Raw genomic sequence first — 22,435 nt, 5'->3', positions numbered from 1 at the left:
TTCGGACACGTTCGCGCGGCTGGTTCGCGGGGTACAACGCAAGGAGCCATGCGCCGTTCGCCGGGGGATCCAATGAAGATCGTGTGCATCGGGGCCGGGCCCGCCGGTCTTTACTTCGCCATCTCCGCGAAGCTGCGCGACGCCGGGCACGAGATCTCGGTGCTCGAGCGCGACCCGCCCGGCGCCACCTACGGCTGGGGCGTCGTCTACTGGGACGACCTGCTGGACGCCCTCTACGTCAACGACCGGGAGAGCGCCCAGCGCATCCGCGCCGCCTCCACCGTCTGGCAGGACCAGGTGGTGGCGATCCACGGCCAACGCGCCTACCTCAGCGGGTACGGCTACAGCGTCAACCGGTCCACGCTGCTGGACCTGCTCGCCGAGCGCGCCACCGACCTCGGTGTGGACGTGCGGTACGAGCGGGCGGTGGACGACCTCGACGAGTTCGCCGACGCCGACCTGGTGGTGGTCGCCGACGGCGCGAACAGCCGGACCCGGCAGCGCTGCGCCGAGCAGTTCGGCACCGAACTGGAGCGCGGGCGCAACCCCTACCTCTGGTTGGGCACCAGCCGGGTGTTCGAGCACTTCACCTTCGGCTTCGAGCACACCCCGCAGGGCTGGATCTGGTTCCACGCCTACCCGTCGGCAGCCGGGGTCAGCACCTTCATCGTCGAGTGCCAGGAGCGGACCTGGCAGGCGCTGGGCTTCGACGAGCTCGACGACGCGGCGACCACCCGGTTGCTGGAGGAGGTCTTCGACGAGCACCTGGCCGGGCACCCGCTGATCAGCGCCGCGCGTGGCAAACCCGCGTCCTGGCAGCGCTTCACGCAGGTCCACAACCAGACCTGGCGGCACGCCAACGCGGTGCTGATCGGCGACGCCGCGCACACCACGCACTTCACCATCGGCTCGGGCACCAGGCTGGCCATGATCGACGCCGTGGTGCTGGCCGAGAAGCTGCAGGACAACGAGCAGACCAGCCACGCGCTCAAGGAGTTCGACGGCGAGGGGCACGCCGCGATGCGGGTGGTGCAGGCCGCCGCGCGCACCAGCATGGCCTGGTTCGAGCACCTCGACCGCTACACCGACCGGGACGCGGTGGACTTCTGCTTCGCGATGTCCTCGCGCAGCGGGCTGCAACCGCCGTGGCGCTACCAGGCGCACCGCCTGACGCAGAACCCGTTGGTGCGCAAGGTGCTGCGGGTGTTCAACACCGCGACGCGGTGGGTGCTGGCGCGGCGGCGCGGCGAATCCCGGCAGCTCCGGGGCGCGGTCAGCCGACCCTGACGTAGAGCTGCATGCCGTCCTGCCGGTGGTGGCCGACCGGGCACCAGAAGTCGTACACGCCGGGTGCCAGGGTCACCGTCACGTCGGCGGCGCCGCCCGGTTGGACCACCGGTGTCCGCGCACCGCCCACACCGGGACCGCTGATCTCCAGCGCGTGCGGCGCGCGCCCGGCGTTGATCGCGTGGAAGGTGTAGCGACCCGGCGGCAGCCACGCGGGCTGCTCGAGCTGGTACTCGACCATCCGGACCGCCACCACCCGGGAGCCGACGCCGGTCGGTACCGGTTGGGCGGCGGCCGTCGCCCCGGTGCACAACGCCCCCATCAGCGCGACCACCCCGAACAGCAGGGCGAACGCCCCGGGGCGGTGGTGGGAAACCCTGTTCGCGTCCACATCGACCGGCATCGCCCGAACCCCCTCGGTTCCCGGTCCGGCGGAGATCGCCCGGCGGCGCTGGAGCTCCGCCCCGGACCGGGGTCTCGGTGCTGTGGAGCACTCCGCTCCAGCGTAGGACCGCGGCCCGCTCGGTTGGGTGCGGCCGGGACCGGTGGGACCGCAGTGCCGACTCTTGCGGAACCACCGCGCCGTGGCGGCTGGGGCGCGCGGGCCTCCCCGGTCGGGGGCTTCGCCGCCGGAAGTGCCGGTTTCGACTGGCTTCCCCGGTGGTGGGCTGGTGTGATCCTGGCGTGGGTGTGTCTACGGGCGCTCCGCCGGCGGTCCAGCGCCGCGGGCGAGCGGTGTTCAGCTGGGCGCTGTGGGACTGGGGATCCTCAGCGTTCAACACCGTCATCTTGACCTTCGTGTTCACCGTGTACCTGACCGAGGGCGTCGCCGTCGACCCGGAGAGCGGCTCCACCGCGCTCGGCGTGGCGCTGACCATCGCCGGGGTGTGCATCGCGCTGGTGGCGCCGGTGACCGGTCAGCGCAGCGACGCGGGCGGGCGGCGCAAGCTGTGGCTGGCGGTGCACACCGCGCTGGTGATCACCTGCACCGCGGGGCTGTTCTTCGTCCAGGACGACCCGTCCTACCTGGTGCTGGGCCTGGTGCTGCTGGCCGCCGCCAGCGTGTTCGCCGAGTTCGCCACGGTGAACTACAACGCCATGCTGCTGCAGGTCTCCACCCCGGCCACGATCGGGCGCGTCTCGGGGTTCGGCTGGGGCATGGGTTACTTCGGCGGGCTCATCGCACTGGTGATCGTGCTCATCAGCTTCGTGCAGCCCGACGTCGGGCTGTTCGGGGTGACCGCGGAGAACGGGATGAACATCCGCGTCGTCGCGTTGTTCTCGGCGGTGTGGTTCGCGGTGTTCGCGGTGCCGCTGTTCGCCTTCGTGCCCGAGGCCCCGTCCTCCGGCGAACCGCTGCGGCACGCCCTGGTGGCCAGCTATGTCGTGCTCGGCAGGCGGCTGGCCTGGATGTGGCGCGAGGACCGGCGCACGCTGGGATTCCTGGTGGCCAGCGCGATCTACCGGGACGGGCTGGCGGCGATCTTCACCTTCGGCGGGGTGATCGCCGCGGGCACCTTCGGGTTCAGCCCCGTCGAGGTGGTGGTCTTCGCGATCACCGCCAACCTGGTGGCCGGGCTCGGCGCGTTCCTGGGCGGCCGGGCCGACGACCGGTTCGGGCCGAAGGCGGTCATCGTCGCCGCGCTGTTCGGCCTGGTGCTGGTCGGCTGCCTGCTGCTGGTGCTGCCGCCCGGCAAGGCCGCGTTCTGGGTGTGCGGGCTGACGCTGGCGATCTTCCTCGGCCCGACCCAGTCGGCCAGCCGGACGTTCCTGGCGCGCATCGCCACGCCCGGCAAGGAGGGCGAGGTGTTCGGCCTCTACGCCACCACCGGGCGCGCGGTGAGCTTCCTGGGGCCGCTGGCCTTCAGCGGGTTCATCGCCGTCTTCGGCACCCAGCGCGCCGGGATGGGCGGCATCGTGCTCATCCTGCTGGTCGGCCTGGTGGCGATGATCCCGGTGCGCTCGCCGGACCGCCCGGCCGAACCGACCGAGGTCCCCGCGCCCGAACGCAGTTGAGGCCTTGGGCGCTGCTCAGCGGACGTTACGGCGGAGGCGGACCCGGTAGGAGTAGTGCTCCGGGAGGAAGTGGCTGACCGCCAGCTCCACGGGCTGCCCGGTGGTGGACTGGTACATCCGGTCGATGCGCAGCAGCGGGCGGTGCGCCTCGCAGCCGAGCTGCTCGGCGACCTCCGGCGTCGCGGTGCCGACCGTGATGCTCTGCTCGGCCTCGGCGATGGGGTCGGCCAGCCGGTCGTCGAGCAGCCCGATGATGGTCACCCGGCTGCGGGCGCCGACCTCGGTCAGCTCGGGCACCGACTCGACCAGCTTGCCCACCTCGGGTGGCAGGAACACGGTGGTCAGGCAGAACGGGACGTCGTCGTGCAGGCGCAGGAACTCCAGCACGTGCACCCGGTCGGCGGCCAGCCGCAGCCGCCCGGCGGCGTCGAGGTCGACCCTGCGGTGCAGCGGGGTGAGCAACTGCATGGTGGTGTCGATGGACAGCCCCATCAGGTCGTCGATGGAACCGAACTGGCGCAGGTACTGCTCCTCGCGGGGCGCGGCGAAGGTGCCCCGCCCCGGGATGCGGTAGACCATGCCCTCGGCGACGAGGTCCTGGAAGGCGCGGCGCACGGTCTGGCGGCTGACGCGGTGGGTCTCGGCGAGCTCGGCCTCGGTGGGCAGGCGCTTGCCCTCCGGGTAGTCGTGCTGCAGGATCGCCGACCGCAACTCGCGCGCCAGCCGCAAGTACGCGCTCTCCCTGCCGTCCGTCCGCGCTGCCACGCCACCACCTCCCAGCTGCTCGCCCTCGACCGTAGCGGAACGACCGCGGCGGCCGGCGGGGAGTGGGCTGGTCGCAGCGCCGGGCGCGGGCTCAGTCGAGGCCGCCGCGCTTGACCAGTTGGGCGGCGATGACGTTGCGCTGGATCTCGTTGGTGCCCTCCCCGACGATCATCAGTGGTGCGTCGCGGAAGTAGCGCTCCACGTCGAACTCGGTGGAGTAGCCGTAGCCGCCGTGGATGCGCACCGCGTTGAGCGCGATCTCCATGGCGACCTCGGAGGCGAACAGCTTGGCCATGCCCGCTTCCATGTCCACCCGGCGGCCCGCGTCGAACTCCCGCGCGGCGTGCAGGGTCAGTTGCCGGGCGGCGGTGAGCTTGGTGGCCATGTCCGCCAGGTAGTTGCCCACCGACTGGTGCTTCCAGATCGGCTTGCCGAAGCTCTCCCGCTCCTGGGCGTAGCGCAGCGCGTCCTGCAGCGCGGCCATGCCCACGCCCAGCGCGCGGGAGGCGACCTGGATGCGGCCGGTCTCCAGGCCCTTCATCATCTGCGCGAAGCCCTTGCCCTCGACACCGCCGAGCACGGCGCTCGCCGGTGCGCGGTGGTCGTCGAAGTGCAGTTCGCAGCTCTCGACGCCCTTGTAGCCGAGCTTGGGCAGGTCGCGGGACACGGTCAGCCCGGGGCCGTGCTCCACCAGGAGGATCGAGATGCCCTCGTGCGCGGGGTGCGCGTCCGGGTCGGTCTTGCACAGCAGCGCGATCAGCTTGGAGCGGCGGGCGTTGGTGATCCACGTCTTGGCGCCGTTGATCACGTACTCCTCGCCGTCGCGGCGGGCGGTGGTGGTCAGGGCCTGCAGGTCCGAGCCGCCGCCGGGTTCGGTCAGGGCCATCGTCGCGCGGACCTCACCGGTGGCCATCCCGGGCAGGTACCGGCGCTTCTGCTCCTCGGTGCCGAAGGCCAGCAGCAGCTTGGACACCACGGTGTGCCCGCCCATCGCCCCGGCCAGGCTCATCCAGCCGCGGGCCAGCTCCTCGACGATCAGCACGTAGCAGGGTGTGGACACCGGGGTGCCGCCGTACTCCTCCGGGATGGCCAGCCCGAAGGTGCCCAGCTCCTTCATCTGCTCGACGAGGGCTTCCGGGTAGGTGTTGGCGTGCTCCAGCTCGGCCACCACCGGCTTGGCGGACTTGTCGACGAAGTCGCGCACCGTTTCCACGGCCAGCTTCTCGTCCGCGCTCAAGATGTCCACTGTGCTCACGGCGTTGTGCTCCAGTTCGGTCGGGGTCCGCGGTTCCCGCGGACCTGGGGAACCTGGCCCCGGTGGGAACCGCGGGTGGTTCAGGTGGCGCGGGGGAAGGTCTTGCGCAGCAGGTCGCGGACCGCCGTCCAGTCGGCACCGGACAGCAGGGCGGGGACGTCCGCGCCGCAGGCCTGGAACTTCGCGGCCAGTTCCGCCGCGGTCGGTGAGCGCGACGGCGCGCCGGGTGGCTGGGCCAGGCGCACGTGCAGGGTCGGACCGCCGTGCTCCACCTCGATGTCCACCTCGCCGGTCAGCAGCCCGTCCGCGCCGGAGGTGTGCTCGAGCTCGACCGCGCGGAGCAGCTGCTGCGCCGCGGGGCGTTCGACCGCGAGGTCGGTGAAGGCGGCGAAGTCCGGGTAGTCGTCCAGCAGCGCCGTCGCGACCGCGTAGGGCAGGCTGAACTTGCCCTCCAGGCCGGTGGTCGGGCGGTCGTGGATCAGTGGTGTGACGGTGGCTCGCGGGGTGCGCACCCGCACCCGGCGCACCTGCCCGCGGACCTGGTCGCGGACTTCGCGCAGCGCGGCGATCGGCCGCTGCATCGCGTAGCAGCACGGGTACACCTTGATCGCCAGCCCGCCCGGGACCGCTGGCCCGGACAGGTCCAGCTGGCCGCGACCGCCGACCAGCTCCAGCCAGGCGTCCAGCGCGCCCGGGTCGGCGGTGGCCCCGGCCTGCGCCAGCTGCGCGGCGCGCACCCCGGCCTGCGCGGCGAAACCGACCTGCAGGGACTTGCCGTGCGTGCCGAACGCGTTCTGCACGCCACCGGCCGCGGGGATCGCGAGTGCCATCGCGGTGGCCAGCTGCCCGGCGGTCAGCCCGAGCGCGGTACCGGCCGCGACCGCGGCGGCGGGCGCACCAGCAGTGCAGGTCGCGTGCCAGCCAGCGGAGTAGTGCGACCAGCCGAGCGCGGTGCCCAGCCGGGCCATCACCCCGGCCCCGGCCAGGTAGGCCCGCGCGTCACCGCCGGTGGCCAGGACGACCGGGACGACCACCACGCTGATGTGCGTGGTGGACTCGACGTGCAGGTCGTCGAAGTCCAGCACGTGGCCGGTGGCCGCCCAGCGGGCGGCGTCCGGCAGGTCGGCGGCGATGGCGGTCAGCGGGTCGTCCCGCGCGGCCAGGGTGACCGCGGCGGTGTCCAGCAGCGCGCGCTGGGCCAGCGCCAGGTCGTCGGGGCCCGGGTCGAGCTCGACCGCCCAGTCGGCGAGGTCTTCGGCGAGGGATGCCATGGGAGCCTTTCCGCCAGCGCGGGGTCGCGCCGGAGCTGTCCCGCATCTTTGTACGGCCAAATGTGCGGCCCGGTCAAGACCGCCCGCACCGGGCCGAAGTCCGCCGCGTCGGGGCCATCACGCCACCGCGCGTTGACGCCGGAGGGGTGGCGGTCGAGACTGGCAGCCAGTTTGTACGGCCCAATCCTGCCGGGCCTGCCCGGCGGAGGTGAGGAGGACGCGGTGCCGGGCCTGGAGACCTACCTGCGGCGGTGGCGGCCGGAGCCGCTGGTCGAGACCGACGCCCTGCCCGCGGAACCGTCGCGCGCGCTGGCCGCGGTGCTGGAGACGAGCGCACCCGGTGACGAGCTGCCGCCGCTGTGGCACTGGGTGCACTTCCAGCACTGGCCCCGGCACGGCGAGCTCGGCGCGGACGGTCATCCGACGGACGGGCACTTCCTGCCGCCGATCCCGGACCGGCGGCGGATGTTCGCCGGGGGTCGGCTCACCGCCACCGCTCCGCTGCGCCTGGGGGCGGCGGTCGAGCGCACCTCGTCGCTGTCCAACGTGGTGGTCAAGCAGGGCCGCTCGGGCGAGATGGCGTTCGCGACGGTCCGCGCGGAGTACCGGCAGGACAGCGAACTGCGGTTCGTCGAGGAGCAGGACTACGTCTACCGCAGCGGCGAGAGCTCGGCCAAGAGCCCCGGTGCCGCCCGGCCCACCGACCTCCCGGCCTCCGACGCGCCGTGGCAGCGACCCTTCACCGGCGACCCGGTGCGGCTGTTCCGGTTCAGCGCGCTGACCGCCAACGCGCACCGCATCCACTACGACGCGCCGTACGCGCGAGAGGTCGAGTCCTACCCCGGGCTCGTGGTGCACGGTCCACTGCTGGTCCTGCTGATGACCGAACTCGCCCGGGGCCACGCGCCTGAGCGCGAGGTCCGCGGGGTCGACTACCGGCTGCGCCGCCCGGTCTTCGCCGGGGACCCGGTGCTGGTGACCGGTGGCCCGGACGGGGACATGGCGGTGCGCGCGGCACCGGACTCCCTCATGGCCACCGCGCGGATCACCTTCCGCTGACCGGCCGCCGGAGCAGTCGCCGAACCCTGCGCACGCCGCGGACCAACGCCTGGCACGGCGCCCCGGGCACGAACTCCCCGCGGATTCGGCGGAAATCGAACACCTAGCTCCCGAAGTCGCACTCGCGCAAGAACGTGTTCCGTTCCGACACGCCGTTGGGTGTCGGCAACCTCCCGCAGTTTCAATTGAAACTGCGACCCCACGGCATGTCGCGCGCCGACGCACCGTGGGCGTGTCGGGTGCTGTGCGATTTCCATCCGAATCGCGCGCTTGGCGCGGCTGGGCCCGGGCACGGGTCGACGCCTTGACGGCGGACGCATGGTTTTCGGCTGCCCCCAGGCGAGACCTCGCCGGTTCGTCCACAACGGACTGGACAGGGTTCGGGAGTGGATGGGCTCCGTTAATTCGGTGGCATCTGACAGGGAGACGCGCGATCATCGTCGGGTCGCAGGACAACGAGGAAGGAACACCATGCACACGGCAGTCGACGGCGCCAGGGTGCCGATCCGGATGTGGGCGGATCCGCAGTCCGTTGAGGACGCCGCGATGCGCCAACTGCACAACGTCGCGAACCTGCCGTGGGTGCAGGGCCTCGCCGTGATGCCCGACGTGCACTACGGCAAGGGCGCCACCGTCGGCAGCGTCATCGCGATGCGAGAGGCAGTGTCCCCCGCGGCGGTGGGCGTGGACATCGGGTGCGGGATGAGCGCGGTGCGCACCTCGCTGACCGCGACCGACCTGCCGGACGACCTGGGCGTGCTGCGGCGGCGGATCGAGTCGGCCGTGCCGGTCGGCTTCGCCATGCACCGCACCCCGGTCAACCCGGCCCGGGTGCCCGGCACCGGGGGCTGGCAGCAGTTCTGGTCCGGTTTCGCGCACCTGCACCCGGGGGTGCGGGACATGCAGGACCGGGCGCGGGCGCAGCTGGGCACCCTCGGCGGCGGCAACCACTTCATCGAGGTCTGCCTGGAGCAGAGCGGCCCGGACGCCGACCGCGTGTGGCTGATGCTGCACTCCGGTTCCCGGGGCATCGGCAACGAGCTGGCCAAGCGGCACATCGACATCGCCCGCAGGCTCCCGCACAACGCCGACCTGCCGGACCCCGACCTCGCGGTGTTCGTGGCCGGGACGCCGGAGATGCAGGCCTACCGGCGCGACCTGTTCTGGGCGCAGGACTACGCGGCGCGCAACCGCGCGACGATGCTCTCCCTCGTGCAGCTGGCGCTGGCCGACGTGGTCCCCGGGACCCGCTTCGACACGCCGATCTCGTGCCACCACAACTACGTGGCGGAGGAGGTCCACGACGGGGTCGAGGTGCTGGTGACCCGCAAGGGCGCGATCCGCGCCGGGTCGGGCGACCTGGGCATCATCCCGGGCAGCATGGGCACCGGCTCCTACATCGTGCGCGGGCTGGGCAACACCCGGTCCTTCGAGTCGGCCTCGCACGGCGCGGGGCGGCGGATGTCGCGGACCAAGGCCCGCAAGACCTTCACCGAGGCGGACCTGGCGGCGCAGACCGCGGGCGTGGAGTGCCGCAAGGACGGTGGGGTCGTCGACGAGATCCCGGCCGCGTACAAGGACATCGAGTCGGTGATCGCGGCGCAGACCGACCTGGTCGAGGTCGTCACGCACCTCAAGCAGGTCATCTGCGTCAAGGGCTGACCACCGGCGTCGTGCGCCGTGACCACCGGCCGCGGCGCACCCGGGCGGCTGGGCGGACTTCATCCACCCGGTTCGGCCCGACCAGTACAGAACTCGACCCCTTATTGAAAACGATTATCGTTCCTGTCTATGCTCGGGGTGGGCCCACCGCCACCGGGCCCGGGAAGGAACGCACGTGAAGGTCCGAGCATCGATCAAGTCCCTGAAGAGCAAGGAGGGCTCCCAGGTGGTCCGCCGCAGGGGCCGAATCTACGTCGTCAACAAGCGGAACCCTCGCTGGAAGGCCCGCCAGGGCTGAGTAGTGCGGCGGCGCCCGCCGCGCCGCCGCACTACTTCCGGGTCTTCGGCGCGTTGGCCTTGGTCAGCGCCGGGTCCCGGACGACCACCGGCTCCAGCACCTCGTCGATCGCGGCCAGCAGGTCGGCCTCGAGCCGCACCCCGGACGCCTTGGCGTTCTCCACGACCTGCTCCGGGCGGGACGCGCCCATGATGGCCGCGGAGACGTTGGGGTTCTGCAGCACCCACGCCACCGCCAACTGGGCCAGGGACAACCCCGCCTGCTCGGCCAGCGGCCGGAGCCGCTCGACGCGGGCCAGGACGTCCTCGCGCAGCCAGCGGGCGACGAAGTTCGCACCGGTCTCGTCGGTGGCCCTGCTGCCCGCGGGCGGCGGCGTTCCCGGCCGGTACTTGCCGGTGAGCACGCCCTGCGCGATCGGGGACCACACGACCTGCCCGATCCCCAGCTCCGCGCTGGTGGGCACCACCTCGTCCTCGATGATCCGCCAGAGCATCGAGTACTGCGGCTGGTTCGACACCAGCGGGATCCGCAGTTCGCGGGCGAGCCCGTGCGCGGCGCGGATCTGCTCGGCGGTCCACTCCGAGACCCCGATGTAGAGCGCCTTGCCCGCCCGGACCACGTCGGCGAAGGCCGTCATGGTCTCCTCCAACGGCGTCTCCGGGTCGTAGCGGTGCGCCTGGTAGAGGTCGACGTAGTCGGTCCCCAGCCGCCGCAGGGAAGCCTCGACGGCCTCCACGACGTGCTTGCGGGAGAGCCCGCGGTCGTTGCGCCCCGGCCCGACCGGGAAGTAGGCCTTGGTGCAGATCTCCAGCCCCGCCCGGCGCTCGCCCCGCAGCGCCCGGCCGAGGACCTCTTCGGCCCGCCCTTCGGCGTAGACGTCAGCGGTGTCGAACGTGGTGATCCCCGCGTCCAGCGCGGCGCGGATGCACGCCGCCGCGGCCTCCTCCTGGACCTGGGAACCGTGCGTCAACCAGTTCCCGTACGCGATCTCGCTGATCACCAGACCGCTGCGACCCAGGTGGCGGAATTCCATGGCTGCTCCCCACTGCTCGACGTCCCCAGGGAGTATGGCCCGCCGCGGTGCGCTCGGCGAAACTCAGGAGATGCTGTTCTCCACCAGTTCGACGTAGCGGTCCAGCACGTGGTCGCGGACCCCGTCGGCGGCGGGGGCGAACGGGTCGCCGGTGAAGCCGGGGAGGGGGTCGGCCGCCCCGCCGAGGACGGTCATCTTCGCCCGCAGCTCCCCGTCGGCGCCGAAGTAGCGGAGGTCCCGCACGTGGTGGAACGGTTCGGGCGGGAGCTGGGCGACCACGTCGTTGTTGTTGACGAACCGGAACGTTCGCGCGGCGAACGCCTCGTCGTAGGACTCGGCCAGGAACCGGTCGCAGGTGCGCGGCTGGCCGAAGGTGCACACGCCGTTGGCCAGCAGCTCCGGATCCTCGAAGTACAGCCGGGCGGAGGCGAGCACGGCCAGCGCGCCGCCGAGGCCGTGGCCGGTGAACCACAGGCTCTGCTGGCCGTCCCGGAGCCGCTCCACCGCCTTGAGCACCTGCGGGTAGACCGCGTCGAGCGCCTGGCTGAACCCCTGGTGCACCAGCCCCTTGCCCGCCGGGCCCGGGGCGACCAGCGTGGCGGCATCGGACAGCCAGTCCTGGATCTTCGCCGGTTCGGTGCCGCGGAAGGCCACCACGACCATCCGGTCGCTGCCCGCCGCGAACGCCTGGACGTCCTCGATGGGGAACGAGGGGTCCAGTTCGGCCCGCAGGTGCTGGACGCGGTCGAAACCCCACTCCGCCGCGGTCGTGCGGATCGCCGCCTCGTCGGCGTAGGCGAGCTTGGCCGACCTGGCCAGCCAGTACGCGTGCGGCATCTGGAAGTCGGTCACGGTGTGGTCGAACGCGGACGCCACCATCGCGGGCCTCCCGGGCAGGTCGTGGGATCAGCGCCTCCCGCGACTATGGCAAGGCCGAGCGCGCGACGTCCGCCCGGTCACCGGAAGGGAGGTCGCGGACCACCCGTCCGCGAGGTCAGGCGGCTTCGCGGGCGAAGGTGCTCAGCAGCAGGTCGTTGAGCAGGTCCGCGTCGGCGTCGAGGGCGACGTGCGCGTTGGGTTCGGCCTTCGTGGCCGGTCGCGTGTCGATGACGGTGCGCCCCACCGTGAGCGGGCTCGCGGTCTCCACCGCGACGGGCAGGTGCTGGGTGGAGATCACCTCGGGTGCGACGAGGTAGGCGGTGCACACCACGTCGTGCACCGGTGCCGCCCCTGCCGTGGTCTGCTCGTAGGCCTTGATCCGGTGCGAGATGAACCGCGCCGCAGCCGTCCCGGCCGGGGTTCCCAGTGATTCGAGCGCATCGCAGGTCCGCCGCGGGACCAGCGCCCGGTGGGTCGCGTCGAGCGTCACGAGCGTGCGGCGGGCGAAGTCGGCGGACAGCACGACGTTGGCCGCTTCCGGGTCGGCCCAGATGTTGAACTCGGCGGAGGCGGTCACGTTGGCGACCGCGTGGCTGCCGCCCATCACGACCAGCTCCTCCACCGCCCCGGCCACGGTCGGGTCGACCGCAAGCGCGGTCGCGACGTTGCTCAGCGGGCCGACCGGCACCAGGGTGATCGGCTCGGTGGTCGCGCGCAGGGTCTCCACCAGGTACTCGACCGCTCCGGTGTCGCGGGCCGCGGTGCGCGGGGCCGGGATCGGCAGCGCGATGCCGTGCGGGTCGTGCTCGTCCTCGGTGTCGAAGTGCCTGCCCCCGGGGAAGCCGAACCGGGCGATCGGGTGCGGCACGCCCGGGTGCACGGGGACGTCGGAGCAGCCGATCCAGTCCAGCACCCGCAGCGTGTTGTCCGTGGTGTTCTCCAGCGGGACGTTGCCGTTGACCGTGGTGACGCCGAGGAGGTCCAGCTCGGGGTGCAGGGCGGCGAACATGATCGCCACCGCGTCATCGGTCCCGGTGTCGACGTCGAGGACGACCTTCCGCCCCATGCGGGTGTTCCCTTCCACTGGAGGACCGCGACGCCCGGGGCGTCACGGGGTGAACTTGGCGACGTAGCGCTTCTGCCAAGGGGTTTCGACCGCGCGGCGGTCGTAGTGGACGCGCACGTAGGCGACCGCGTCGGAGGCGGGGACCCCGTCGAGGACGGCCAGGCATGCCAGCGCGGTACCGGTCCGGCCGCGACCTCCGGAGCAGGCGAACTCCACTCGATCGTGCTCGGCGCGCTCCCAGGCCTCGCGGAACACCCGGCGTGCGTCGGCGCGGTCGGTGGGCAGCCGGAAGTCCGGCCAGCGCAGCCACCGGCTCTCCCACTCGGTCGGCGGCGGCTGCCTGCCCAGCAGGTGCACGGTGAAGTCCGGTTCCGGCCCCTCCGGTACCGGGTTGCGCAACCCACGCCCGCGAACGGTTCGACCAGAGGGGAGCTGCAGCACCCCGGTCGCGCGCACGTCCCACAACTCGATCATGCCGCCAGGCTACGCGCCGGTGGTGTGGCGCCCAACCCGATTCCACCGCGCTCGGGTGGTGCGGCACCCTGGATCAGGACGATTCGGCGACGAAGGGGTGGCAGGCATGGACCAGGTGCCGGACGCGGGCGGTCTGGCGGGCGAGGTCGCGCTGGTGACGGGGGCGAGCGGCGGCATCGGCAGCGGGATCGCGCGCCGGTTCGGGCAGGCAGGGGCCCGGGTGGTGGTCCACTACCACCAAGACGAGGTCGGCGCGGGCGAGGTCGTGCGCGACATCGAGTCGCGCGGCGGCAGTGCGGTGGCCGTGCAGGCCGACCTCCGCTCCCCCGCCGATGCCGACCGCGTCGTGCAGGTGGCGCTGGAGACCTTCGGGCAGCTCGACGCCGCGGTGCTCAACGCCGGGATCCAGCCCCTGCAGCCGCTGGCCGAGATGTCGCTGGCCGACTTCCGCGCGGTGCAGGAATCCAATGTGGACGCGACGTTCCTGGTCCTGCAGGCGACCCACCGCGCGATGTCCGGGCAGGACGAGGGCGGCGCGGTGGTCGCTATCGGCTCTATCGTCGGCGCCCAGCCCAAGCCGGGGTCGGCGCACTACGCGGTGTCCAAGGCGGCGGTCGGCATGCTGGTGCGCTCGGCGGCACTGGAGTACGCCCGCGACGGGGTCCGCGTCAACCTGGTCTCCCCCGGACTGGTGGACCGCCCGGCGATCCGCGCGGACTGGCCGGAGGGCGTGGCGGCGTGGGAAGCGGGCAACCCCATCAGCCGACTCGGGCAACCCGCGGACGTCGCCGACGCCTGCCTGTTCCTGTGCGGCCCGGCCAGCACCTGGATCACCGGCCAGGAGCTGGTCGTGGACGGCGGCGCCTCGGTCCGCCCCACCTGGTGACCAGCCCCGCCAGCCGACTGGGAAGGACCCCGCGCCCAACCCCACCTCAGGGGACCGTGACGCAACCCAGCCACGATGAACCACGAAAGCGCGAGCTGACTCGCACAACACAACCACCACTACGAATCGCGGAGGGGCGGCACAGTGCTCGGTGTTCCTGATGGGGATGATCCGGCGGTCGGCCGGGCCCTGGTCGAGCGACTCGGTCTGGAACCGCTCGAGGGCGAGGGCGGTCACGTGCGGCGGATGTACGCCGACGACACCATGTCCTCGGCGATCTACCTGATGATCGCCCCCGACTTCTCCGCCCTGCACCGGCTGGACAGCCCCGAGGTCTACCACTGGCAGGGCGGCGCACCGGTCCGGATGCTGGTGCTGGAGCCCGGCGGCTCCAGCCACCGGGTGACGCTGGGCCCCGACCTCGGCGCCGGTCAGGTGCTGCAGACCGTCGTCCCGGCCGGTGCCTGGCAGGGCTCCCGCCCCGAGGGCGCGTGGTCGCTGGTCGGGCTCACCCTCGCACCGCCGTTCCGGTTCGAGGGGTTCGCCCTGGGTGGGCGGGCCGAGCTCCGGCGCGGCTGGCCGGAGGCCGCCGCCGAGATCGACGAGCTCACCCGCGGCTGACCGTCACAGCCGGACCTCGCCCTGGATGCAGGTGACCGCCGCACCGCCGATCCAGATCGCGCCGTGCTCGTCGCGGTCGACCGAGACGCGGCCATCCGCACCGACCACGGTGCCCTGCCTCGCCACGTAGTGTTCGGGTGCCGCGCCGGTACCGATGAGCCACTGCGCGATGCCCGCGTTGAGGCTGCCCGTGACCGGGTCCTCGGCCACCTGGCCGCCGCCGGGGAAGAACCCGCGGACCTCGAACTGGTGCGCCGCGCCCGGCGGGTGCGGGCCCACCACGCCCAGTGGCGGGAGCGACGCGGGCGGGGTGGGCACCCGCAGCACGGTGTCCGCGCTGTCGACCAGCACCGCCACCCAGCCCGGCCCGTTGTCCACCCAGTGGGCGTCGCGCAGCTGCCCGGGCTCCAGGGCGAGCCCGCTGGCCAGCTCAGCGCGCAGCTGGTCGTCCACCGGGCCCTGGCGGGTCAGCGGTGGGGCGGCGAAGGCGTACTGCCCGTTGTCCGCGCGCAGCTCGACGAGTCCGGCCGTGCACTCCTGGACGATCCGCCGGCCGACCGGGTGCGGCTGCTGGGCCAGCCAGGCGTGGCAGCTGCCGAGGGTGGGGTGCCCGGCGAACGGCAGCTCGCCGGAGCCGGTGAAGATCCGCACCCGGTAGTCGGCTCCCGGCTGGGTCGGTGGCAGCAGGAACGTGGTCTCCGAGAGGTTGGTCCAGCGCGCGAAGCGCTGCATCGACTCGCCGGACAGCCCTTCGGCGTCGAGCACCACGGCGAGCGCGTTGCCGCTGCAGGGGCCGGTCCCGAACACGTCGACCTGGGCGAAGCGGCGAGGAGCGGATGTCGTCACCGCGCCATGGTCGCAGGTTCCCCGGTCGGCGGGCGAAGTCCAATCGCGACCGGCTGGCCGCGGCGCGGAAAACAGTGGTTCGGCCGCGGCGCCACCCCCTAGCCTCCGCCGGGTGATCTACGAGCACCCGTTGGCTTACCTGCTCGGCATGGAGGGCGTGGCGTTGCTGCGCAGCTTCACCGGCGAGCACGACCGGGATCCCGTGGCCGAGCGGATCGCCGAGGTCCTGGCCGGGCACGGGCACCGGGTGATCGGGGTGGACAGCTCGCCGGAGATGCTGGCCCGGGTGCCCGCAGGTGAGTTCGCGGTTGGCGAGCTCACCGGGCTGCCGGTCGAGGACGCCGCAGCGGACCTGGTGATGTGCGCGCTGGCCGGCCAGGTGTCCCACGGCCCGGGTTCCGCCGGAGGCGGTCCGGGCAGGGTGGTGTTCGCAGGCAGGCTCGGCTCGGCGAAGTGGCGCAGCTGCAGGCCCAGCGGCAGCGCGGTGCGCAGGTGCGGTCGTTGGCCGCGATGGTCCCGGAGGCGACCGCGGCGGCCAGCGCGGGGATGCCCGCCGTGGTGATCTGGCACTTCCAGCTGCCCGAGCGGAGCTGACCCGACCGACCACAGTGGACCACTCGGGTGTCCCGCGTTTGGTGATCAGCGATGCGGGCCAACCAGCAGCTGTGGGTTCTTCCGGCGCGGGCGGGGTCCCCCGCGGTCTGCGCGTCGCGGCCGCGGTGGGCTGGCGGCTGCTCGTGCTGGTCGCCGTGCTGTGGGTCCTGTGGCAGGTCTTCGTCGCGCTCTACGGCGAGATCATGGCGGTCGCGGTGGCCGGGCTGCTGGCCGCGCTGATGACCCCGGCGGTGAACTGGCTGGTGCGCCGGGGTGCGCACCGCACGCTGGCGGCCGCGCTGGTGCTGGTAGGCGGGCTCTGCGCGCTCGGCGCGGTGCTCACCGTCGTGATCAACACGCTGGTGGCTGGGCTGTCCGGGCTCACCGAGCAGCTCCTCGCCAGCTTCGAGCAAATCCGCGGCTGGCTCACCCAAGGCCCGCTGCGGATGGACCAGCACCAGCTCAACGAGGTGTTCCAGCAGCTCACGCAGGCGCTGCGGATCGACCAGAGCGGGCTGCCGACGACCGCGCTGGCCACCACCGGCACGCTGCTGCGGTTCCTGGCCGGTGTGCTGCTCGGGTTGTTCACCCTGTTCTTCTTCCTCCGCGACGGCGGCCGGATCTGGTCGTTCGTGGTGCGCGTGGTGGTGCCCGGGGACGTCCGCGAGCGCGTGCACGTCGCCGGGCGGCGCGGGTTCGCGACCCTGGTGGCCTACGTTCGGGCGACGGCCGCGGTGGCCTTCACCGACGCGGCGCTGATCGGCATCGGGGCCGTCGTGCTCGGCGTGCCGCTGCCGTTCGTGCTGGCCGTGGTGATCTTCCTCGGCGCCTTCGTGCCCTACGTCGGCGCGGTGGTAACCGGTGGGCTTGCGGTGCTGGTGGCGCTGGCCGCCAACGGCTTCGTCACGGCTCTGATCCTGCTGGCCGTCGTGGTGTGCGTGATGCAGCTGGAAGGTCACGTGCTGCAGCCGTTGCTGCTCTCGCACGCCGTGCGGCTGCACCCGCTCGCCGTCGTGCTGAGCGTGGCGTCGGGCTTCACCGCCGCCGGAGTGGGTGGGGCCGTCCTGGCCGTGCCGCTGGTGGCCACGGCGAACACCGTCGTGCGGTCGCTGGCGGCCGATTCGCGCGTCCCGCCGGGCAGCGGCGCGGACGGGCAGCACCCGTGACGGTCAGGCCCGGAACTGGGCCAGCCGGTGCTCCAGCTCGTCCCCGGCGTTCGGCATGCGGAAGGCCGGTGGGAGCACCAGTCCCGGGCTGCCGCCGCGGACCGCCTCCCCCAGGAACTCCCGCACCACCTGCGGGTGCGGCAGGATGTCGCCGCCCAGGAACTGCAGCGCCGTGGTGTCGCCGGTGCCGTCGGTCTCCACCCGCAGCGCCCACCCGCTGACCTCGTCCCAGGTCAGCAGCAGCGGGAACTCCAGCAGCGTCGGCACGTGCGAGCGCACCAGGATGATCGCGGTGGCCAGCCCGTCGTCGAAGTCGACGTCCACCTCCGCCACGTCGTCCCCCAACGCGTCCGCCACGGACCTGACGTAGTCGACCAGGCCGCTGGCCGCCGGGCTCCTCGTGTCCATCGCCGTCCCCCCTCGGTCTTCGGACTCGCCTCCCTCGGGTATCCACGCCGCACCCAGCGCAGACGTACCGATGGCGTGAACCGTCCGCTGTGGACCTGCCGGTGCCCGTCGGCACCACAGCAGCAACACCAGCACCGCCGGGCCCCAGCCGCAACCGAGCCACCCCAGCGGGGAATACCCGAGCGGGACCACGGGTAGCCACGGGGTCACCGATCAGACGGAAGGAAGTACCACCATGGGGATCCTCAGCTGGATACTCTTCGGGCTGATCGCCGGTGCGATCGCCAAGTTCATCCTCCCCGGCCGCGATCCCGGCGGGATCATCGTGACCATCCTGCTCGGCATCGTCGGCGGGTTCCTCGGCGGCTGGATCGGCTCCCAGGTCACCGGGAGCGGGGTCACCGGCTTCAACCTGATGAGCTTCGTGTGGGCCATCGTCGGCGCGGTGATCCTGCTGGGGATCTACCGGATGATCTTCCACCGCAGCCACGCCTGACCGGCGCCCACCAGGCGACCAGCATCAGCCGAACGGGCGGGTCGCCCCTCCGCGGGAAGCGAAAACCTGCACTGCTGTGCGGGGTCTGCCAGAGTTGGCGAACGCGATCAGTCCTCCGGTCGCGATCCGACCGAGCAACGCGCGACGCCCCACCCGTGCCGATCCCGCCTGGCCCCACGCTTCCCCGGAGGACCCCCATGGCATCCCCGCTCCCCCGTTCCAACACCCGCCGCGTGCACCTGGTCGGGTCGCTGCCGCGCAGCGCCGCCCCCGACGTCGCGTCAGGCATGCGCTGGGTGCTCGACACCGTCGGTCCTGACCAGGTCAGGGCGCTGCCCTGCGACGTGGACCCGAACTGGATCGTCGGCTACCTGCTCTCGCGCGCCGAGGTCCCGGCGTTCGAGGTCGCCAGGCCCGGGGACGCCAGCTGCTACGCCGACATCCCGGTCCACCGGGTCCGCGCCGGACACCGGCTGACCGTCGACGACGTCGCGCTGGGGCGCCCCCGCGAGGTCGCCGCGGCAACCCGGGTCCGGCGCGAGCTCGGTGCCACCCCGCCCGTGCAGGTCAGTGTTCCGTCCTCTTTGGACCTCTCCATCTTCACCGTGGGGGTGGCGCAGATGCCGCGGGTGCACGCCGTCTTCGAGCAGATGCTCGTCGGCGAGGTCGTCCGCATCGTGCAGCGCCACGGCCCCGAGGTGACCTTCCAACTGGAGTCACCGGCGGTCCTCTACGCGCTGCAGCGGGTACCCGCTGCAGCGCGCCCGGCGACCGCGCGGCTGCTGGCGCACCTGCTGGCCCGAATCATCACTGCCACCCCGCGTTCCGCGCAGTGGACGCTGCACCTGTGCTACGGCGATCTCGGGCACCGCGCGCTGTTCCGGCCAGCGGGGTTGCGGCACGCGGTGCTGGTGATCAACGCGTTGGCGGCGCGGCTGCGGACCCTCGGACACCCCGTACCGGCCGTGCACATCCCGATGGCCCATGGCGACCAGCCGCCGCCCGCGTCCGCCGCGGCCTACGTGCCGCTGCGCGACCTCGCCCGCGGCGTCGAGGTGATCGCGGGCTGCGTCGACGAGCGGCACCCGGAGCTGTCCGCGCGCGCCCTCCGGCACACCGAGGCGGCGCTGGGGCAGCAGGTCGCCGGTGTCGCCGCCGCGTGCGGGCACGGCCGCCGGACTGCGGCGGAAGCCCAGCTCAACCTGGAGCTGTCCGCGCAGCTCGCCCGGTCCGGGCACGTCCGGTCGCCAGTGGGCGTCGGGTGAGGGCTAGCGGCGCAGGGCAAGCAGGGTGTGGCCGGTCTCCTCGTCCGGCCGACGCCCCTGCTCGGTGAACCCGGCCCGCGCGTAGAAGCGCCGGGCCCGCAGGTTCTGCTCGAAGACCTCCAGCGTCACCTCGCCGTGCAAGCGCACCGCGTGGTCCACGAGCGCCCGTCCGACGCCGCGGCCCTGCGCCTCCGGCGCGACGAACAGGCCACCGATCTCGGCGTCGAGCAGGCCCAGCAGCCCGACGACGCGCCCGGAATCCTCAGCCACCCAGTTGTCCGCCTCGACCAGGTAGACCTCCCGGAGCTTGCGGGCCCGCTCGCCCTCGCCTTCCCCCTCGATGAACGGGTGCGCGATCTTCGAGGCGCGCGACCACAGGTCGACCACCGCCTCCTCGTCAGCGGGCTGGTAGCGCCGGATGATCAGTTCTTGCTCCACGGCGTCCACAGTAGGAACAACGCCCCGCGGGTGCCAACGGGTTTTCCCGGCGGTGACAACGCGGACAACCGGTCGCCGGTCGGACCTGCCCGCGCCACCTGGTCTTCACCTGCCGGCCCCTCCGGTCGTCCAGGCTGGCACACGTTGCCAATCCCTGATCGGAGCACGATGCGCGCGACACCACCCGGACTCGGCCGACGCACGTTCCTGCAGCTCGCCGGGGTCACCTCGGCAGCCTTGGCGCTGGGCACCGCAGCGCCGGAGGCGGCCGGCGCCACTCCCGGCCGACCGCTGCCCGACGGCGCCTTCAGCCTCGGCGTGGCCTCCGGCGACCCCCGGCCGGACGCGGTCGTGCTCTGGACCCGGCTCGCGCCGGAACCGCTGGCCCCGGACGGGCACGGCGGTATGCCGCGGCGCCAGGTCCCGGTGCAGTACGAGATCGCCGAGGACGAGCGGTTCAGCCGGATCGCCCGGCGCGGCATGGTGGTCGCCTCGCCCGAGCTCGCGCACGCCGTGCACCCGGAGGTCGGTGGGCTGCAGCCGGGCCGGGAGTACTTCTACCGCTTCCGCGTCGGCACCCAGCTCAGCCCGGCCGGGCGGACGCGGACGCTCCCGGCGCCCGGTGCCCGGGTGGCGTCGTTCCGTTTCGCCACGGCTTCCTGCCAAGCCTGGTACCACGGCCACTTCGCCGCCCACCGGCACATGGCCGCCGAGGACCTGGACGCGGTGCTGTTCCTCGGCGACTACATCTACGAGTACGGCATCACCTCGAGCAATCTCTGGCGGCGCGGGGCACCCGAGCTCGGCGCCGAGCACCAGGTCGAGATCGAGACGCTGGAGCAGTACCGGCTGCGCTACGCGCTGTTCAAGACCGACCCGCACCTGCAGGCCTCGCACGCGGCGGCCCCGTGGTTGGCGACCTGGGACGACCACGAGGTGCAGAACGACTACGGCGCGGACCAGTCGCGCTACGGCACCTCCCCCGCGCACTTCCGCCACCGCCGGGCGGCCGCCTACCGGGCCTTCTACGAGAACCTTCCGCTGTCGCTGGACGCGCTGCCGGAAGGCCCGGACGGCCGGGTGCACCGGCGCTTCGACGTTGGGTCGCTGGCGCGGTTCAACGTCCTGGACACCAGGCAGTACCGCGACCCGGTCCCGACCGACTCCGCCGAGCAGCACGCCGAGGCGCGCACGATGCTCGGGCACGAGCAGGAGCAGTGGCTGCACGACGGGATGGTGGGTTCCCCGGCGAGGTGGAACTTCGTGGCCAACGGCGTCGCGGTCGCGGCGATCACCGAGGACCGCGTGGACCAGTGGGACGGCTACCCGGCGGCGCGGCGGCGGCTCGTCGAGGCGATGCAGCGCACCAGCAACCCGGTGGTGCTCACCGGGGACATCCACAAGCACGTCGCCGCCGAGCTCAAGGCCGACTTCGCCGACCCGGCCTCGCGCACCGTCGGGGTGGAGCTGATCTGCACCTCGATCGCCTCCGACGGCGACGGCGCGGCGACCGACGACTACACCGAGGACTGGTTGCAGCACCCGTACGTCAAGCTCTACGACGGCCGCCGCGGTTACCTGCGGTGCGAGCTCACCCCGGACGAGCTGGTGTCCGACTTCAGGGTCGTGCCGTGGATCCAGGCCGACGCCAGCGCCCCGGCCCGCACCGTCGCCCGCTTCAGCACCCCGGCCGGGAACCCCGGTCTGCACAGGAAGGCCTGATCCCGCGATGCCCACCGCTCTCCCGCCCGCCGCCACCGGTGTGCGCGGCCGGGGCGAACTCGCCCGCATCGTCCTGGACTGGGAACCGACACCGTGGGAGACCGTCGTCGACCACTACGCGGTGCACGGCGCACCCGGCCCGCACGTCCCGATCTCCCCGGAAACCCTGCTGGTCAAGACGGTTTACCCGCACTTCGAGCACAGCAGGTTGGGTGGTGCCGCGCAGCGGTGGACCTACCGCGTGGTGACCGTCGACGCCGCTGGCGCGCGCAGCCGACCGAGCCGCCCGGCCACCGCCACCAGCCGGGAGTCGGTCACCCGGTCCGGGATCCCGCTGGCCGTGGTGGGCGAGTTCGACGGCAGGGGCCTGGAGCTGGCCCTGTCCCCGCACCGCTACGCCGACTACCCGGCGGCCTTCCCCAGCGGAGTCGACTTCCGGGCCGGGGTGGACGACCCGAGCTCCGGCTGGTGCTACCTGCAGCCGGGCCCGGACGACGGGTGGGCCGGTCGCCGCGACCACCGGTTCCGGCTGCGCTTCGAGCTGACCAGCCCGCCCACCCGCGGCGCGGACCTGGCGATCTGGCTGATCGACAGCCACGCCAGCAAGGCGGGCTCGGCGGTCCTGAGCATCAACGGCACCCCGGTCGACCGCCTGCACTTCGCCAACGGGGCCACCAAGGGCTCCACCCTGGGCGACAGCACGGTGCCGGGCTCCCCGCTCAAGCCGTCCTACCTGGAAGTGCGCCTGCCGCAGGTCCTGCGGGCCGGGGAGAACACCATCGACCTGCACAAGGACGACGGCTCCTGGATCGCCTACGACGCCGTCGGCGTGTTCGCCCGCCGGTGAAGCCAGCTCCGCGATGTCCGGTGTGGACTGACGAATTGCGGTCAGGTGCTGGTGCGGGAGGGGTCCGGTGCGGTCGAATGT

Annotated in this window: 24 protein-coding genes; 13 read left to right on the top strand and 11 right to left on the bottom strand. The window is 72.7% G+C overall.

The annotated features are described in order from the left end of the window. Positions 1-72: 72 nt before the first annotated feature. Positions 73-1,287, top strand: coding sequence for an FAD-dependent monooxygenase (locus tag ABT324_RS09895; protein WP_351174509.1), 1,215 nt, complete (start codon positions 73-75; stop codon positions 1,285-1,287). Here ABT324_RS09895 and ABT324_RS09890 read toward each other — a convergent pair. Further along, entirely contained in the window at positions 1,274-1,690 is a 417-nt protein-coding gene (locus ABT324_RS09890) for a cupredoxin domain-containing protein (RefSeq protein WP_351174507.1), read from the bottom strand. The genes ABT324_RS09895 and ABT324_RS09890 overlap by 14 nt on opposite strands. Positions 1,691-1,977: 287 nt before the next feature. Between ABT324_RS09890 and ABT324_RS09885 the strand changes: the two genes are divergently transcribed. Further along, positions 1,978-3,303, top strand: coding sequence for an MFS transporter (locus ABT324_RS09885; RefSeq protein ID WP_351174691.1), 1,326 nt, complete (start codon positions 1,978-1,980; stop codon positions 3,301-3,303). A gap of 15 nt (positions 3,304-3,318) precedes the next feature. On the opposite strand, the gene ABT324_RS09880 is transcribed toward ABT324_RS09885, so the two are convergent. The 3 genes from ABT324_RS09880 to ABT324_RS09870 all read right to left on the bottom strand — a co-directional run bounded on the left by ABT324_RS09880 (position 3,319) and on the right by ABT324_RS09870 (position 6,594). Next, positions 3,319-4,068: a GntR family transcriptional regulator gene (locus ABT324_RS09880; RefSeq protein ID WP_351174505.1), complete on the bottom strand. Its 750-nt coding sequence runs from the start codon at positions 4,066-4,068 to the stop codon at positions 3,319-3,321. A gap of 91 nt (positions 4,069-4,159) precedes the next feature. Then, complete coding sequence (locus ABT324_RS09875; RefSeq protein ID WP_502949721.1) at positions 4,160-5,323, bottom strand: acyl-CoA dehydrogenase family protein; 1,164 nt, start codon at positions 5,321-5,323, stop codon at positions 4,160-4,162. Between the two features lie 80 nt (positions 5,324-5,403). Then, positions 5,404-6,594 carry an MmgE/PrpD family protein gene (locus ABT324_RS09870; RefSeq protein ID WP_351174503.1) on the bottom strand — a complete coding sequence of 397 codons (1,191 nt, stop codon included), beginning with the start codon at positions 6,592-6,594 and terminating at the stop codon, positions 5,404-5,406. 171 nt (positions 6,595-6,765) lie between these two features. Here ABT324_RS09870 and ABT324_RS09865 point away from each other — a divergent pair, with 171 nt between their 5' ends. The 3 genes from ABT324_RS09865 to ykgO all read left to right on the top strand — a co-directional run bounded on the left by ABT324_RS09865 (position 6,766) and on the right by ykgO (position 9,613). After that, positions 6,766-7,653 (top strand): HTD2 family dehydratase, encoded by an 888-nt coding sequence (locus tag ABT324_RS09865; protein WP_351174501.1) that lies wholly within the window; start codon positions 6,766-6,768, stop codon positions 7,651-7,653. 471 nt (positions 7,654-8,124) lie between these two features. Then, the gene (locus ABT324_RS09860) at positions 8,125-9,315 is read left to right on the top strand and encodes an RtcB family protein (RefSeq protein ID WP_351174499.1); all 1,191 of its coding nucleotides are present in this window, start codon (positions 8,125-8,127) and stop codon (positions 9,313-9,315) included. A 175-nt stretch (positions 9,316-9,490) separates the two neighbouring features. Beyond that, the gene (gene ykgO, locus ABT324_RS09855) at positions 9,491-9,613 is read left to right on the top strand and encodes a type B 50S ribosomal protein L36 (RefSeq protein WP_351174497.1); all 123 of its coding nucleotides are present in this window, start codon (positions 9,491-9,493) and stop codon (positions 9,611-9,613) included. A 31-nt stretch (positions 9,614-9,644) separates the two neighbouring features. On the opposite strand, the gene ABT324_RS09850 is transcribed toward ykgO, so the two are convergent. From ABT324_RS09850 to ABT324_RS09835, 4 genes are all read right to left on the bottom strand, one after another. Continuing rightward, entirely contained in the window at positions 9,645-10,646 is a 1,002-nt protein-coding gene (locus tag ABT324_RS09850; RefSeq protein ID WP_351174495.1) for an aldo/keto reductase family protein, read from the bottom strand. 63 nt (positions 10,647-10,709) lie between these two features. Then, positions 10,710-11,525 carry a lipase family protein gene (locus ABT324_RS09845; RefSeq protein ID WP_351174493.1) on the bottom strand — a complete coding sequence of 272 codons (816 nt, stop codon included), beginning with the start codon at positions 11,523-11,525 and terminating at the stop codon, positions 10,710-10,712. Positions 11,526-11,640: 115 nt separating this feature from the next. Then, positions 11,641-12,591, bottom strand: coding sequence for a nucleoside hydrolase (locus tag ABT324_RS09840; protein ID WP_351174491.1), 951 nt, complete (start codon positions 12,589-12,591; stop codon positions 11,641-11,643). A 42-nt stretch (positions 12,592-12,633) separates the two neighbouring features. Continuing rightward, positions 12,634-13,065: a protein-tyrosine phosphatase family protein gene (locus ABT324_RS09835; RefSeq protein ID WP_351174489.1), complete on the bottom strand. Its 432-nt coding sequence runs from the start codon at positions 13,063-13,065 to the stop codon at positions 12,634-12,636. A 106-nt stretch (positions 13,066-13,171) separates the two neighbouring features. Between ABT324_RS09835 and ABT324_RS09830 the strand changes: the two genes are divergently transcribed. Beyond that, positions 13,172-13,951, top strand: coding sequence for an SDR family NAD(P)-dependent oxidoreductase (locus ABT324_RS09830; protein ID WP_351174487.1), 780 nt, complete (start codon positions 13,172-13,174; stop codon positions 13,949-13,951). Positions 13,952-14,095: 144 nt separating this feature from the next. Continuing rightward, positions 14,096-14,572: a cupin domain-containing protein gene (locus ABT324_RS09825; RefSeq protein ID WP_351174485.1), complete on the top strand. Its 477-nt coding sequence runs from the start codon at positions 14,096-14,098 to the stop codon at positions 14,570-14,572. 3 nt (positions 14,573-14,575) lie between these two features. On the opposite strand, the gene ABT324_RS09820 is transcribed toward ABT324_RS09825, so the two are convergent. Continuing rightward, positions 14,576-15,418 carry a PhzF family phenazine biosynthesis protein gene (locus ABT324_RS09820; protein WP_351174483.1) on the bottom strand — a complete coding sequence of 281 codons (843 nt, stop codon included), beginning with the start codon at positions 15,416-15,418 and terminating at the stop codon, positions 14,576-14,578. A gap of 112 nt (positions 15,419-15,530) precedes the next feature. On the opposite strand from ABT324_RS09820, the gene ABT324_RS09815 reads away from it, so the two are divergent. Both ABT324_RS09815 and ABT324_RS09810 read left to right on the top strand, forming a co-directional pair. Next, positions 15,531-15,980 (top strand): methyltransferase domain-containing protein, encoded by a 450-nt coding sequence (locus ABT324_RS09815; protein WP_351174481.1) that lies wholly within the window; start codon positions 15,531-15,533, stop codon positions 15,978-15,980. Between the two features lie 103 nt (positions 15,981-16,083). Next, the gene (locus tag ABT324_RS09810; protein WP_351174479.1) at positions 16,084-17,178 is read left to right on the top strand and encodes an AI-2E family transporter; all 1,095 of its coding nucleotides are present in this window, start codon (positions 16,084-16,086) and stop codon (positions 17,176-17,178) included. 3 nt (positions 17,179-17,181) lie between these two features. Here the strand turns inward: ABT324_RS09810 and ABT324_RS09805 are convergent, their stop codons facing one another. Continuing rightward, positions 17,182-17,586, bottom strand: coding sequence for a DUF6292 family protein (locus tag ABT324_RS09805; protein ID WP_351174477.1), 405 nt, complete (start codon positions 17,584-17,586; stop codon positions 17,182-17,184). A gap of 235 nt (positions 17,587-17,821) precedes the next feature. On the opposite strand from ABT324_RS09805, the gene ABT324_RS09800 reads away from it, so the two are divergent. Both ABT324_RS09800 and ABT324_RS09795 read left to right on the top strand, forming a co-directional pair. After that, on the top strand, positions 17,822-18,082 hold the full coding sequence (locus ABT324_RS09800) for a GlsB/YeaQ/YmgE family stress response membrane protein (RefSeq protein ID WP_351174475.1): 261 nt from the start codon (positions 17,822-17,824) through the stop codon (positions 18,080-18,082). A gap of 197 nt (positions 18,083-18,279) precedes the next feature. Then, a complete protein-coding gene (locus tag ABT324_RS09795) occupies positions 18,280-19,347 on the top strand; it encodes a hypothetical protein (protein ID WP_351174473.1) in 1,068 nt (355 codons plus the stop codon). Positions 19,348-19,350: 3 nt separating this feature from the next. Here ABT324_RS09795 and ABT324_RS09790 read toward each other — a convergent pair whose 3' ends face one another. Next, a complete protein-coding gene (locus ABT324_RS09790; RefSeq protein ID WP_351174471.1) occupies positions 19,351-19,785 on the bottom strand; it encodes a GNAT family N-acetyltransferase in 435 nt (144 codons plus the stop codon). A gap of 168 nt (positions 19,786-19,953) precedes the next feature. Between ABT324_RS09790 and ABT324_RS09785 the strand changes: the two genes are divergently transcribed. Both ABT324_RS09785 and ABT324_RS09780 read left to right on the top strand, forming a co-directional pair. Continuing rightward, positions 19,954-21,507, top strand: coding sequence for an alkaline phosphatase D family protein (locus tag ABT324_RS09785; RefSeq protein WP_351174469.1), 1,554 nt, complete (start codon positions 19,954-19,956; stop codon positions 21,505-21,507). A gap of 7 nt (positions 21,508-21,514) precedes the next feature. Beyond that, entirely contained in the window at positions 21,515-22,354 is an 840-nt protein-coding gene (locus ABT324_RS09780) for a polysaccharide lyase family protein (protein WP_351174467.1), read from the top strand. Positions 22,355-22,435: the final 81 nt, after the last annotated feature.

It is taken from the genome of Saccharopolyspora sp. NPDC000359 (assembly GCF_040300525.1).
GTDB lineage: Bacteria > Actinomycetota > Actinomycetes > Mycobacteriales > Pseudonocardiaceae > Saccharopolyspora.
The sequence above is the reverse complement of the archived record's forward strand: the minus strand, read 5'-3'. Positions and strand labels throughout refer to the sequence as shown.

Excerpts from the sequence above, each read along its gene's own strand:
- ABT324_RS09795 (WP_351174473.1), top strand. The coding sequence starts at position 18,280 with ATGGCATCCCCGCTCCCCCGTTCCAACACCCGCCGCGTGCACCTGGTC.
- ABT324_RS09800 (WP_351174475.1), top strand. The coding sequence starts at position 17,822 with ATGGGGATCCTCAGCTGGATACTCTTCGGGCTGATCGCCGGTGCGATC.
- ABT324_RS09850 (WP_351174495.1), bottom strand. The coding sequence starts at position 10,646 with ATGGAATTCCGCCACCTGGGTCGCAGCGGTCTGGTGATCAGCGAGATC.
- ABT324_RS09870 (WP_351174503.1), bottom strand. The coding sequence starts at position 6,594 with ATGGCATCCCTCGCCGAAGACCTCGCCGACTGGGCGGTCGAGCTCGAC.
- ABT324_RS09845 (WP_351174493.1), bottom strand. The coding sequence starts at position 11,525 with ATGGTGGCGTCCGCGTTCGACCACACCGTGACCGACTTCCAGATGCCG.
- ABT324_RS09785 (WP_351174469.1), top strand. The coding sequence starts at position 19,954 with ATGCGCGCGACACCACCCGGACTCGGCCGACGCACGTTCCTGCAGCTC.
- ABT324_RS09890 (WP_351174507.1), bottom strand. The coding sequence starts at position 1,690 with ATGCCGGTCGATGTGGACGCGAACAGGGTTTCCCACCACCGCCCCGGG.
- ABT324_RS09840 (WP_351174491.1), bottom strand. The coding sequence starts at position 12,591 with ATGGGGCGGAAGGTCGTCCTCGACGTCGACACCGGGACCGATGACGCG.
- ABT324_RS09830 (WP_351174487.1), top strand. The coding sequence starts at position 13,172 with ATGGACCAGGTGCCGGACGCGGGCGGTCTGGCGGGCGAGGTCGCGCTG.
- ABT324_RS09895 (WP_351174509.1), top strand. The coding sequence starts at position 73 with ATGAAGATCGTGTGCATCGGGGCCGGGCCCGCCGGTCTTTACTTCGCC.
- ABT324_RS09780 (WP_351174467.1), top strand. The coding sequence starts at position 21,515 with ATGCCCACCGCTCTCCCGCCCGCCGCCACCGGTGTGCGCGGCCGGGGC.
- ABT324_RS09860 (WP_351174499.1), top strand. The coding sequence starts at position 8,125 with ATGCACACGGCAGTCGACGGCGCCAGGGTGCCGATCCGGATGTGGGCG.
- ABT324_RS09805 (WP_351174477.1), bottom strand. The coding sequence starts at position 17,586 with ATGGACACGAGGAGCCCGGCGGCCAGCGGCCTGGTCGACTACGTCAGG.
- ABT324_RS09835 (WP_351174489.1), bottom strand. The coding sequence starts at position 13,065 with ATGATCGAGTTGTGGGACGTGCGCGCGACCGGGGTGCTGCAGCTCCCC.